This window comes from Propionibacterium australiense, assembly GCF_003666605.1.
Lineage (GTDB): Bacteria > Actinomycetota > Actinomycetes > Propionibacteriales > Propionibacteriaceae > Propionibacterium > Propionibacterium australiense.
In genome coordinates, this window is the sequence record NZ_RCIV01000004.1 from 83,947 (window position 1) to 96,935 (window position 12,989).

The 12,989-nt window shown below is 70.9% G+C and carries 9 protein-coding genes; 8 read left to right on the forward strand and 1 reads right to left on the reverse strand.

Going from position 1 to position 12,989, the window contains the following annotated elements:
* Nucleotides 1-369 precede the first annotated feature (369 nt).
* The 5 genes from miaB (at nucleotide 370) to D9T14_RS05155 (ending at nucleotide 7,234) form a co-directional block, all read left to right on the forward strand.
* Nucleotides 370-1,878 carry a tRNA (N6-isopentenyl adenosine(37)-C2)-methylthiotransferase MiaB gene (miaB, locus tag D9T14_RS05135; protein ID WP_119161212.1) on the forward strand — a complete coding sequence of 503 codons (1,509 nt, stop codon included), beginning with the start codon at nucleotides 370-372 and terminating at the stop codon, nucleotides 1,876-1,878.
* The gene (miaA, locus tag D9T14_RS05140; protein ID WP_119161213.1) at nucleotides 1,875-2,807 is read left to right on the forward strand and encodes a tRNA (adenosine(37)-N6)-dimethylallyltransferase MiaA; all 933 of its coding nucleotides are present in this window, start codon (nucleotides 1,875-1,877) and stop codon (nucleotides 2,805-2,807) included. Before miaB ends, miaA begins: the two co-directional genes overlap by 4 nt.
* Before the next feature lie 64 nt (nucleotides 2,808-2,871).
* The gene (gene dapF, locus D9T14_RS05145; RefSeq protein WP_119161214.1) at nucleotides 2,872-3,747 is read left to right on the forward strand and encodes a diaminopimelate epimerase; all 876 of its coding nucleotides are present in this window, start codon (nucleotides 2,872-2,874) and stop codon (nucleotides 3,745-3,747) included.
* A complete protein-coding gene (hflX, locus tag D9T14_RS05150) occupies nucleotides 3,744-5,153 on the forward strand; it encodes a GTPase HflX (RefSeq protein ID WP_119161215.1) in 1,410 nt (469 codons plus the stop codon). Before dapF ends, hflX begins: the two co-directional genes overlap by 4 nt.
* A gap of 128 nt (nucleotides 5,154-5,281) precedes the next feature.
* Nucleotides 5,282-7,234 carry an ATP-dependent DNA helicase gene (locus D9T14_RS05155; RefSeq protein ID WP_119161280.1) on the forward strand — a complete coding sequence of 651 codons (1,953 nt, stop codon included), beginning with the start codon at nucleotides 5,282-5,284 and terminating at the stop codon, nucleotides 7,232-7,234.
* 12 nt (nucleotides 7,235-7,246) lie between these two features.
* On the opposite strand, the gene lexA is transcribed toward D9T14_RS05155, so the two are convergent.
* Nucleotides 7,247-8,047 carry a transcriptional repressor LexA gene (gene lexA, locus D9T14_RS05160; protein ID WP_119161216.1) on the reverse strand — a complete coding sequence of 267 codons (801 nt, stop codon included), beginning with the start codon at nucleotides 8,045-8,047 and terminating at the stop codon, nucleotides 7,247-7,249.
* Nucleotides 8,048-8,522: 475 nt separating this feature from the next.
* Here lexA and D9T14_RS05165 point away from each other — a divergent pair, with 475 nt between their 5' ends.
* The 3 genes from D9T14_RS05165 to D9T14_RS05175 all read left to right on the forward strand — a co-directional run bounded on the left by D9T14_RS05165 (nucleotide 8,523) and on the right by D9T14_RS05175 (nucleotide 12,917).
* Nucleotides 8,523-9,071: a hypothetical protein gene (locus tag D9T14_RS05165; protein WP_119161217.1), complete on the forward strand. Its 549-nt coding sequence runs from the start codon at nucleotides 8,523-8,525 to the stop codon at nucleotides 9,069-9,071.
* Nucleotides 9,072-9,442: 371 nt separating this feature from the next.
* Complete coding sequence (gene nrdR, locus D9T14_RS05170) at nucleotides 9,443-9,913, forward strand: transcriptional regulator NrdR (RefSeq protein WP_119161218.1); 471 nt, start codon at nucleotides 9,443-9,445, stop codon at nucleotides 9,911-9,913.
* A gap of 130 nt (nucleotides 9,914-10,043) precedes the next feature.
* Nucleotides 10,044-12,917, forward strand: coding sequence for a vitamin B12-dependent ribonucleotide reductase (locus D9T14_RS05175; protein ID WP_119161219.1), 2,874 nt, complete (start codon nucleotides 10,044-10,046; stop codon nucleotides 12,915-12,917).
* Nucleotides 12,918-12,989 lie beyond the last annotated feature (72 nt).

The window sequence follows — 12,989 nt, forward strand, 5'->3', positions numbered from 1 at the left end:
CGACTTCCAGGTCTGCCGGTCGCCTCACACGTCCGCGGTCCGGCGCCGGGCGGTGCCGAGCACCGAGGGCTGCGCGGGCTGCTCCCGCCCGGCCTCGGAGCAGGACCTCGTCACCGGTCGCATGCCGGCTTCTCCCCGCGCGGCCCGGGGAGCGGAGGCAGTGTCATTCCATACTGCGGCTTTGGGTTCGCTTCTCCCCGCGCGGCCCGGGGAGCGGAGTGAGGAGAGGGCTGCTCGCGCCCGTGGCGAACGCCGCCCAGACCCGGGCCGGGGCGCCCGCCGGCCTGCTCCGCGCGGTCGGCTCGGGTTCGGTCGGCTCCGGTCCGGTCCTGGGGTGCGGCGCGCCCGGCCGCGTACCATGGACCCGCCATGGACACGCTCGACGACACCGCAGCCAGCCCCGTCCCCAGGGCAGGGGCCCCGCGCACCTACCAGGTGATCACCTACGGCTGCCAGATGAATGCGCACGACTCCGAACGCATCGCCGGCCTGCTCGAGGACGCCGGCTACGTGCGCGCGCCGGAGCCGGTGCACGGTGAGCTGGCCGAGGCCGACGTCGTCGTCTTCAACACCTGCGCCGTCCGCGAGAACGCGGACAACAGGCTCTACGGCAACCTCGGCCACATGGCCCCCATCAAGGCCAGGCGCCCCGGGATGCAGATCGCCGTGGGCGGCTGCATGGCCCAGAAGGACCGCGACGTGATCACCGACCGGGCCCCCTGGGTCGATGTCGTCTTCGGCACCAACAACATCGGCTCCCTGCCGATCCTGCTGGAGCGCTCCCGGATCGAGCGGGCCAGCCAGGTGGAGATCACCGAGGCCCTGCAGACCTTCCCGTCCAATCTGCCGACCCGTCGCGAGTCCGCGTACTCGGCATGGGTGTCGATCAGCGTCGGCTGCAACAACACGTGCACCTTCTGCATCGTCCCCGCACTGCGCGGCAAGGAGACCGACCGCCGCCCCGGCGAGATCCTGGCCGAGATCGAGATGCTCGTCGGCCAGGGCGTCCAGGAGATCACCCTGCTCGGGCAGAACGTGAACTCCTATGGCGTGCAGTTCGGCGATCGCGCCGCCTTCGCCAAGCTCCTGCGCGCCTGCGGCGACGTCGCGGGACTGGAGCGGGTACGGTTCACCAGCCCGCACCCGGCAGCCTTCACCGACGACGTCATCGAGGCCATGGCCGCCACGCCGAACGTCATGCACCAGCTGCACATGCCTCTGCAGTCCGGGTCTGACCGGGTGCTCAGGGACATGCGGCGCTCCTACCGCGCCACGAAGTTCCTGGGCATCCTCGACCGGGTCCGCGCCGCCATGCCCGACGCCGCGATCAGCACCGACATCATCGTCGGCTTCCCCGGCGAGACCGACGAGGACTTCGAGGCCACCATGGACGTGGTGCGCCGCTCCCGCTTCGCCAACGCCTTCACCTTCCAGTACTCGGTGCGCCCCGGCACACCGGCCGGGGCACGCCCCGACCAGGTGCCCCCACGGATCGTCCAGGAGCGCTACGAGCGCCTCATCGAACTGCAGGAGAAGATCAGCTGGGAGCAGAACAGGACCTTCGAGCAACGCACGGTCGAGGTCATGTTCGCCACCGGCGAGGGGCGTAAGGACGACGAGCGCGAGCGCATGTCCGGGCGCGCCCGCGACAACCGGCTCGTCCACGTCGCCGTACCCGCCGACCCGGCTCAGCGCCCCCGCCCCGGTGACATCGCCGAGGTCGAGATCACCCGCGGCGCCCCCCACTACCTGGTCGCCGACGCCCCCCTGCGCAATCTGCGGCGCACCCGCGGCGGTGACGCCTGGGCCGCCCGTCACGATCCCGAGGCCACGCCCACCGGCATCGGCCTGGGACTGCCGGCCGTGCCACGCGCATGAGTACCGTACCGCTGGTCGTCATCATCGGCCCGACCGCTTCGGGCAAGTCAGCCCTGGCCGTCGCCCTGGCCCGCCTGCTCCTCCAGGAGGGCCGCCCCGCTCAGATCGTCAACGCCGACTCCATGGCCCTCTACCGGGGCATGGACATCGGAACGGCCAAGCCCTCACCGGCTGAACGCGGCGGCATCCCCCATCACCTCATCGACGTCCTCGACGTGCGCGAGACGAGCACCGTCGCGGCATTCCAGGCCATGGCCCGCACCCTGATCGCGGAGCTGCGCGACCAGGGCATCCTGCCGATCCTGGTCGGCGGCTCCAGCCTGTACGCCCGTGCGGTCGTCGACGACTTCGAGTTCCCCGGCACCGACCCCCGGGTGCGGGCCCGCTGGGAGGCCGAGCTCGAACGGCTCGGCGCGGCAGGCCTGCACGAGGTCCTGGCCGCCACCGCTCCCGAGGCCGCCCGGGCGATCCTGCCGGGCAACGGCCGGCGCATCGTCAGGGCCCTGGAGGTCATCGAACTGACCGGTCACTACAACCCGCACCTGCCCGAGCCGCGTTATCTGCTCGAGAACGTCCACCAGTACGGCCTGGAACTCGACCGCGATCTCATGGACGAACGCATCGCCGCCCGCGTCCACGCCATGTTCGACCAGGGCCTGGTCGAGGAGACCCGGCTGCTGGCCGACGCCGGCCTGCGCGAGGGCGCCACGGCCAGCCGGGCCCTCGGCTACCGGCAGGTGCTCGACCTTCTCGACGGGCGCATCGACGACGAGCAGGCGATCGAGTCGACCATCGACGGCACCAGGCGCTTCGCCCGCAAACAGCTCGCCTGGTTCCGCCGCGACCCGCGCATCACATGGCTGCCGGCCACCGAGCCCGGGCTGGCGCAGAGGATCGCAGCCGAGCTGCGCCACACGGACCGGGGCTGAGGGCTCCCGCGGCGGCCGTTGCGGGGGAGCCGCCGGCCTGGACCGGGGTGGGAGAATGAGTCACATGGACACCTGGGGTTTCGCCAAGGGGCACGGCACGCACAACGACTTCGTCCTGCTCAAGGACCGCACCGGCTCCGTCCCGCTGACCGCCGAGCAGGTGCGCTTCCTGTGCGACCGCCACGGCGGTATCGGCGCTGACGGCGTCATCCGCGCCATCAAGGCCGCTCACGTGCCCGAGTGGGACGGGGACGCGGACCTGTGGTTCATGGACTACCGCAACGCCGACGGCTCACTCGCCGAGATGTGCGGCAACGGTCTGCGCGTCTTCGGACGGTTCCTCATGGAGGAGGGGCTCGCCGACTCCAACGACCTCGTCATCGCCACGCGCGCCGGGCTGCGCGGGGTGCGCGAGCTGCCCGACGGACGCCTGTGCGCGCAGCTGGGCGCCGTCCGGGTCGGCGCCCAGCCCACCTGGGTGAGCCTCGACGGCGTCCGTCACGAGGCCACTGTCGTGGACGTCGGCAACCCGCACGCCGTCGTCCTGCTCGACGACGACGTCGACCTGGCGCAGCTGGACCTGACCCGGGCCCCGCAGCTCGACCCGGACGTCTTCCCGTCCGGGGCCAACGTCGAGTTCGTCCACGCCAACGACGAGCACGACCTGTCGATGCGCGTCCACGAGCGCGGATCCGGCGAGACCCTCTCGTGCGGCACCGGCGTCGCCGCCACCGCCGCAGCCCAGGCCAGCGCCCACGGCGCACTGGCAGGCCGGTTCACGGTCACCGTGCCCGGCGGCCGGCTCGAGGTGGTCCTCGACGGTGACCGGGCCGAGCTCATCGGTCCGGCCGTCATCATCGCCCGCGGCGAGGTCCTCGTCCCCGACCGCGCCGATCACCTGGTCACCGCGGGCCCCAGGACCCGGCCGGAGCGGTCATGACGGGCAGCGGTCCGTTCCTCCCGGGCGAGAGCGGGTACGACGGCGACCAGCAGGACCTCGCCGACCGCATGGCGCTCACCCGCGTCCCCGGGATGTCCACCGAGCTTCAGGACGAGAGCGAGGTCGAGTACCGCCGGCTGCGGCTGGAACGGGTCGTCCTCATCAGCGTGTGGACAACCGGGACGGCCGTGGAGGCGCAGAACGCCCTGGGTGAACTCAAGGCGCTCGCCGAGACCGCCGGCTCCCAGGTGCTCGAGGGCCTCATCCAGCGTCGTTCCCGCCCCGATGCCGCCACCTACCTGGGTTCGGGCAAGGTCGACGAGCTGCGTGAGATCGTCGTCGCGACCGGCGCCGACACGGTCATCGCCGACGGCGAGCTGAGCCCGGCCCAGCTGCGCAATCTCGAGGACCGGGTGGGGGTCAAGGTGGTCGACCGTACCGCGCTCATCCTCGACATCTTCGCCCAGCACGCTCGCAGCGTCGAGGGCCGGACCCAGGTCGAGCTGGCCCAGCTCAGCTATCTCAAGCAGCGCCTGCGCGGCTGGGGCGACTCGCTCTCGCGCCAGGTGGGCGGCCGCGCCGCCTCGGGGCTCGGCATCGGCGGCCGCGGCCCCGGCGAGACCAAGCTCGAGACCGACCGGCGCCGCATCAACACGCGCATCGCGCTGCTGCGCCGCAAACTGCGCGACATGGACGCCACCCGAGCCATCGGCCGTGCGGACCGCCGCCGCAACCGCATACCCTCGGCCGCCATCGTCGGCTACACGAACGCCGGCAAGAGTTCGCTGCTCAACCGGCTGACCGGCGCCGGCGTGCTCGTCGAGGACGCGCTGTTCGCCACCCTCGACCCGACGACGCGGCGCTGCAGGGCCGCCGACGGGCGCGTCTACACGATGACCGACACCGTGGGCTTCGTGAGGCATCTGCCGACCGACCTGGTCGAGGCATTCCGTTCCACCCTCGAGGAGTCGGTGCAGGCCGATCTGCTCGTCCACGTCGTCGACGGTTCCGACCCCGATCCGGAAGGCCAGATCCAGGCCGTCCGAGGGGTCCTCACCGACATCGGCGCGGGGCAGCGGCCCGAACTTCTCGTCGTCAACAAGACCGACCTGGCCGACCCGGACGTCCTCGCCCGGCTCCGGGCCGAGTACCCCGATGCCGTCCTGGTCAGCGCGCGCACCGGAGACGGCGTGGAGCAGCTGCGGGCCGCCGTGGAGTCGCGGTTGCCCGTGCCGCACGAGCGGGTCGACGTGCTCATCCCCTGGGACCGCGGAGACCTCGTCGACCGGGTCCACCGCTTCGGCGAGATCGAGTCCGACGAGTATCTCCAGGACGGCACCCGACTCGTCGCCAGGGTGCACGCCGATCTGGCCGCCGAACTCGCCGGATTCGCGCTGCCACGGTGAGCCGCCACCGGTACCGGCCGGGGGCGCGGGCGACATAGGCTGTGCCGGTGACCCAGCCTCTGCACGCCCGCGTCCTCGATGCCGCCGTCGCGGCCATCGGGGGATCGGCGCGCCCGGGGCAGCGGGCGATGGCCGACGCCGTCGCCCGGGCCCTCACCGAGCACACCCAGCTGCTCGTCCAGGCCGGTACCGGCACCGGCAAGTCGCTCGGTTACCTGGCGCCCGCGCTCGTGCACGCCCAGACCCAGGGCGCCAGGATCGTCGTCGCCACCGCAACCCTTGCCCTGCAGAGCCAGCTGGCCGGCAAGGACGTGCCCGACGCGGCGCGCGCGGTCGCCGAGGTGACCGGCAGCCGGCCAACGGCCGCCGTCGTCAAGGGACGCGCCAACCACGCCTGCCTCATGCGGGCCCGCGGGGGTGCGGCCCCGGGCCAGTCGAGCCTGCTCAGCGCCGAGGACCTGACCGGGGCCGCCCACGGCGCCCGGCGAGGCGCCGAGACCGAACTGGGGGCCGAGGTCCTCGCCCTGCGCACCTGGGTCGAGGAACAGGCCGCTGAAGGCGGCCTGGCCGACCGGGACGACGCGCCGGCCCACTCCGCGCGGGCCTGGGCGCAGGTCTCCATCGGCTCCCGCGAGTGCCTCGGGACGCGCTGCCCCTTCCATGACGAGTGTTTCGTCGAGACGGCCCGGGCCAGGGCGCGTCACGTGGATCTCGTGATCACCAACCATGCCCTGCTGGCCATCGACGCGATGAGCTCCAGCAACGTGCTGGGCGAGTACGACGCCGTCATCGTCGACGAGGCCCACGAACTCACCGACCGGGTCACCGGGGCCGCCAGCGCCGAACTCGGTCCCCAGCACGTCGAGCGCGTGGCCCGTCGGGGCGCCGACTGGCTCGACGACGAGACCGCCCTCGAGCTGCTCGAGACGGCCGATGCCCTGCGCGGGGCACTCGAGGACACCGAACCGGGCAGGCTCACCCCGGCGAGCACGGGCCTCGCCGAGACGATCGGACGTGTCCGCGACACGGCTCGCCGGGCCGGACGACAACTGGCCCAGAGCGGGTCCAGGTCCCAGCAGGAACCGGAGCGCATCGCCACGTCCGCGGCCGCCCTGGAGATCTTCGAGACCGCCGAACGGATGGCCGCCCTGTCCGAGGACGACGTCACCTGGGTCAGCGAGCGGGAGCGTTCCGGCCGCTGGCTCACCGTCGCCCCGCTGTCGGTCGCCGGCCTGCTGCGCGGCGCCGTCCTGGCCCGGGCCACGACCGTGCTGACCAGCGCCACGCTCACCCTCGGCGGCTCCTTCGAGGCCATGGCGCAGCAGACCGGACTGCGTTCCGCCGAACGCCTCGGCACCGACGAGGTCCCCGGCGACGCCGGTTCCCAGGAGGACCCGGGCGCCTGGCTGCCCTGGCGGGGCATCGACGTCGGCTCGCCCTTCGACTACGCCAGGCAGGCCATCCTGTACGTCGCCGCGGACCTGGCCCGGCCGGGCCGCGAAGGAATCGGGGAGGACGCGCTCACCCAGCTCACCGAACTCGTCCGGGCCAGCGGCGGTCACGCGCTGGGGCTGTTCAGCTCCCGGCGCGCCGCGGAGGCCGCGGCCCGTCACGTACGCCGGGAACTGCCCGGGCTGACGGTCCTGTGCCAGGGCGATGCGCAGCTGCCCGAACTCACCCGCCGTTTCGTTGCCGAACCGGTGACCAGCCTGTTCGGCACCATGTCGCTGTGGCAGGGCATCGACGCGCCCGGTGACACCTGCCGGCTCGTCGTCATCGACCGCATCCCGTTCCCGCGACCCGACGATCCGCTCGCCCAGGCCCGCCAGCAGGCCGTCACGAGGGCGGGCGGCAACGGTTTCATGCGGATCGCAGCCTCGCACGCCGCCCTGCGGCTGGCCCAGGGCGCCGGGCGGCTGATCAGGCGGGCCGACGACAGGGGCGTCGTGGCCGTCCTGGACCCTCGCCTGGTCTCGGCCCGGTACGCCTCGTACCTGCGCAGCTCGCTGCCGGAGTTCTGGACGACGACGGATCTGGAGCGCACGCTCGGGGCGCTGCGCAGGCTCGCCGGCAGCGGCTGAGACGGCGCCGGCTCAGAGGCGGCGCAGCACCGCGACGATCCTGCCGAGGATGGTGGCCTGGTCGCCGTCGATCGGTTCGTAGCCCTCGTTGTGCGGGAGCAGCCGGACGTGGCCGTCGGCGCGGCGAAACTCCTTGACCGTGGCCTCGTCGTCGATCATGGCGGCGACGAAGTCGCCGTTGTCCGCAGTGGGCTGCTGGCGGACGACGACGTAGTCGCCGTCGCAGATCGCGGCCTCGACCATCGAGTCGCCGTGCACCTCGAGCAGGAAGACCGTGCCCGAGCCGACCAGATCGCGTGGCAGGGGCATGACCTGCTCGACCTGCTCGGTGGCCAGGATCGGTGTCCCCGCCGCGATGGCCCCGACCAGGGGGACGTTGACGGCCTCGGGGAAGGCATCACCCAGGTCGGTGGGGTCGAACGCCTCGCCGGACTCGTCGGATCGCGGCAGGACGACTTCGAGAGCCCGGGGGCGTTTCGGGTCGCGGCGCAGGAAGCCCCGTGACTCCAGCACCCTGAGCTGGTGGGCGACGCTCGAGGGACTGGTCAGGCCGACCGCCTCACCCATCTCGCGGATGCTCGGCGGGTAGCCCCGGACGTCGACGCTGGTGCGGATGTAGTCGAGGATGAGGCGCTGACGCCGGCTCAGCTGATCCAGATCGGGAGCCGCCGTCCGCTCCTCGCCGGGGGCGATGGAGCGGTTGACCTGGCGCCTGGGGCTGCTCGCCCTCAACTCCGCGTCGATGCGCTCCTTGCTCGGCCGGCCGGCCTTGCGGGGAGCCCCGGCTGCGGAGGGATGGCGTGGTGTGCCCATGGCCGAATGCTACGCCCCGACAGCCCGGAATCAAACGACTGTTCGAGTTCGCGTGTCGGTGGGATGACCCGGGTCGTGCGTGACGGGTTCGAGTGGTCCTCGCGGCGACCTGAGATTGCTGAGGGTTGCGAGGACCGTGTCGTGCGAGGGATCGAAGGCGGCTTTCCTGGCCGCGGTGGATGAGTGTGACCAGAACGTGCGGACAGCGGCTCGACGGGCGGGTGCGGGTCCGAACGGTGCCCATGCGTGGGTGTCAGAGGCCCCGGTCCGCTGCCGGCGCCGCATCGCGGCCGGGAAATGTCAGTGCCGGCTGCTTCACTCGTGCTGTCCGGATCTGACCGGCGGGTCTCATTCGGGATGGGGTCCGGGAGCCCTGGACATCTCGAACAGATGTACTATTCTGTTGTCTCGAACAGATGTTCGAAGAGTGCTGGGTCTCTCGGGCGGAAGAGTTCACCACTGGCAGGAGGTCGACATGGATCAGGTCATCAGTGCCGTGCGCGGCGCTCAGGAGTCCGTCACCATCCCGGCCGGGTCGGGCGTGCGCGGCGCCGTGCACGGTTCGCTCGGCCGTCCGGTGCAACCGGCCGTCCCCGCTCGGCCTCACCAGCCCGTTCCGCCCGCGGCCCGTCCTGCTGGCCGGCCCGGGGTCTCGCTGATCCCGATCCGGCTGGAGGGCGGGGCCCGCTCGTGTCGGCTCTGCGGGGACGAGGCGTCCCGGGGGCCGGGTCGTGAACCGGTCGATGATGCCGAGCACGTCCAGGTGCTCAGCGCCGAGTTGCTGGCAGCGGCCTGCGCCGCTCCCCGCCGCGTTCCGGCGGCTCCGCGGGGAACCGGGCGCGTCGTGTCCGCTGGGGCTTGCGGCGGGTGGCGCCTGACCGAGCGCGGTGCCGCCGTCATTGTGACGTGCTTCGTCGCAGCGGTCGTGCTGGGCCTCGGGGGAGTGGTGCACTCGTTCCTCGCGATCCCCGATGAGCCGGTCGAGGCCGGGTCTGTTGCCGTCCAGGTGGACCGGGGGCGCTGACCCGGCTGTGGTGCGACGCGCCGAGACGCGTTCGCGTCGGGCATGATTTCCCGATTCTGTCGCCGCGTCTCCCGGGGGGATTCCCGCTGTTCGTCTCGTGCGTGCTGACCAGGGGTGCTGCGGTGCTCGCGGGGTGATGGGCGCTCGGCGGCGCCTGTTCCGGTGAGAAGGCCGTCCGGGTCGGGTGGGCCGCGGGTCTCCGGTGGCCCGGTCAGAGGGTGTACGGTGTACCCACATCTAGTAGTTACACGTCTGTTGTTCGTCCACAGGTTGTGGTTCTTGTCCACAGGATGCCCACAGGGCTCCACGGGACATCCACAAGGTGGTGTGGACGTTCACGGGCTGTTCGATCCAGACGAGGGGTTGAAGGCATGCGCTGCCCGTACTGCCACAACTGTGACTCCCGTGTCCTCGACTCGCGGGTCGCCGAGGGTGGCGCGAGCATCCGCAGGCGCCGGCAGTGCCTGGCCTGCGAGCGGCGTTTCACGACGATCGAACGGATGCAACTCGTGGTCGTCAAGAAGTCCGGAGTCGTGGAGCCCTTCAACCGGGACAAGGTGATCAGCGGGGTTCGCAAGGCATGCAAGGGCAGGCCCGTCACCGAGACCCAGCTGGCGCGGCTCGGCCAGCAGGTCGAGGAGTCGCTGCGGGCCAGCGGCATGGCCGAGATCCCGTCCGATCAGGTGGGCGTGGCGATCCTCGGGCCGCTGAGCCGACTCGACGCCGTCGCCTATCTTCGGTTCGCCAGCGTCTACCAGCACTTCCAGTGCGTGGACGACTTCGAGGCCGAGATCGCCAAGTTGCGGGCGGCCGAGCAGGAGCAGCAGACCATCGACGACTGAACCTCGGGTGCGCCAGGACCCGTTGCCCGGGATCCCGCGCGCTCTCACACCACGACAACCGAATAGTGAGCTGAGAAACACAATGAGATGTCGGGCGGTACCGACCGAGAACCCATACGGAGAGGGAACGATGACACAGACTGTGGCCACGACCGAGACCAGCGACAAGAAGTCCGCCGGCCTCACGGTTGAGCGCACCTTCAGCACGGCTGGTGTGCATCCCTACGACGAGGTCACCTGGCAGCGGCGTGACGTGGTGCAGACCAACTGGAAGACCGGCGAGACCGTCTTCCAGCAGAAGGACGTCGAGTTCCCCGACTTCTGGAGCGTCAACGCCTCCACCATCGTCACCACCAAGTACTTCCGTGGCGCGGTCGGCACCGACAAGCGCGAGTCGAGCCTGCGCCAGCTCATCGACCGCGTGGTGAACACCTACACCGAGACCGGCCGGACCCGTGGCTACTTCGCCTCGGACGAGGACGCCCAGGTCTTCGGCGAGGAGCTCACCTGGCTGCTCCTGCACCAGTACTTCTCCTTCAACTCCCCGGTGTGGTTCAACGTCGGCACCGAGAGCCCGCAGCAGGTCAGCGCCTGCTTCATCCTCTCGGTCGACGACTCCATGGAGTCGATCCTGAACTGGTACCGCGAGGAGGGCATGATCTTCAAGGGCGGCTCGGGCGCCGGCCTCAACCTCTCCCGGATCCGCTCGTCGAAGGAGCTGCTGCGCTCCAGCGGCGGCACCGCATCCGGTCCCGTCAGCTTCATGCGCGGCGCGGACGCCTCGGCCGGCACCATCAAGTCCGGTGGCGCCACCCGCCGGGCCGCCAAGATGGTCGTCCTCGACGTCGACCACCCCGACATCGAGGAGTTCATCGAGACCAAGGCGCGCGAGGAGGACAAGATCCGCGCCCTGCGCGACGCGGGCTTCGACATGGACCTGGGGGGCGCCGACATCACCTCGGTGCAGTACCAGAACGCCAACAACTCGGTGCGCGTCTCCGACGCCTTCATGCAGGCCGTCGAGGCCGGCACGAGGTTCGGGCTGCGTGCCCGCACCACCGGCGAGATCATCGAGCAGGTCGACGCCCGTGAGCTCTTCGGCAAGATCGCCCAGGCCGCCTGGGAGTGCGCCGACCCGGGCATCCAGTACGACGACACGATCAACGCCTGGCACACCAACCCGGCCTCCGGCCGGATCAATGCCTCGAATCCCTGCTCTGAGTACATGAGCCTGGACAACTCCTCCTGCAACCTGGCCAGCCTCAACCTGCTCAAGTTCCTGCGCGAGGACGACACCTTCGACACCGAGCTGTTCGCGAAGGCCGTCGAGGTGATCATCACCGCCATGGACATCTCGATCTGCTTCGCGGACTTCCCGACCGAGGCCATCGCCGAGACCACCCGGAACTACCGCCAGCTGGGCATCGGCTACGCAAATCTCGGCGCCCTGCTCATGGCCCTCGGCAAGGGCTATGACTCCGAGGGCGGCCGTACCCTGGCCGCGGCCATCACCTCGCTGATGACCGCTGCCGCCTACCGCCGCAGCGCCGAGCTGGCGGCCGTCGTCGGCCCGTACAACGGCTACGCGCCCAACGCCGAGGCCCACCTGGGAGTCATCGCCAAGCACGGCGAGGCCAGCAGCCGGATTCGTCCCTTCACCGCCCTCGACGGCGAGATCCACGAGGCCGCCACCGCCCAGTGGGCCGCTGCCGCCGAACTCGGCGCCAAGAACGGCTACCGCAACGCCCAGGCCTCGGTGCTGGCCCCGACCGGCACCATCGGCTTCATGATGGACTGCGACACCACCGGCATCGAACCGGACTTCTCCCTGGTCAAGTTCAAGAAGCTCGTCGGCGGCTCCTCGATGCAGATCGTCAACGGCACCGTCTCCCGCGCCCTGAAGAACCTCGGCTACGACGAGGCCGCCGTCGACGAGATCGTCGGCTACGTGGCCGACAACGGCAATGTCGTGGGTGCCCCCGGCCTGGCCCAGGAGCACTACGAGGTCTTCGACACCGCCATGGGCGTGCGCGCCATCGAGCCGATGGGCCATGTGCGCATGATGGCCGCCGTTCAGCCCTTCATCTCGGGCGCCATCTCCAAGACGGTCAACATGCCCGAGAGCGCCACTGTCGAGGACATCGCCGAGGTCTACCGGCAGGGCTGGAAGCTCGGCCTGAAGGCGCTGGCCGTCTACCGCGACAACTGCAAGGTCGGTCAGCCGCTGAGCGCCGGTTCCGAGGGCAAGGACGACAACAAGAAGTCCGAGACCGAGGCGCCCAAGCCGGAGGTCCGTGTCGAGTACCGCCCTCGCCGCCGTCGCCTGCCCAAGAGCCGTGCCGGACGCACCACCAGTTTCTCGGTGGCCGGAGCCGAGGGCTACATCACCACCGGCGCCTACGAGAACGGCAAGCTGGGTGAGATCTTCCTCAAGCTCGGCAAGCAGGGTTCCACCCTCGCCGGTGTCATGGACGCCTTCTCGATCGCCGTCTCCATCGGCCTGCAGTACGGCGTGCCGCTCGAGGGCTTCGTCCAGAAGTTCACCAACCTGAAGTTCGAGCCCGCCGGCATGACCGACGACCCGGACGTGCGCATCGCCCAGTCGATCCTCGACTACGTCTTCCGCCGTCTGGCCCTGGACTACCTCGACTTCGACGAGCGCGCCGAGCTCGGCATCTACACCGCCGCGGAGCGAGCCCACTACGTCGAGACCGGCTCCTATCTGTCAGAGGAGGAGGAGGCCGAGCTGCCCGAGAGCGAGCAGCTCAAGAACGATGCCGGGGACGACCTCGAGGTGGATGCCGGTGGCGCCCGCCAGCCCAGCCTCATCGACCCGCCGTTCCCCGTCCGGCCCGGTGCGCCGCACACGACGACGGAGATGATGGAGAAGATCACGGGCACCGCGTTCGACGCGCCGCTGTGCATGACCTGCGGCACGAAGATGCGCCCCAGCGGCTCCTGCTACGTCTGCGAGGGCTGCGGGTCCACCAGCGGCTGCAGCTGATCCGGAGACGAACCAGGAGCCGGGAACCCGGGTTCCCGGCTCCTGGCGCGCCGGGTCCCCGAACCGGCCGAG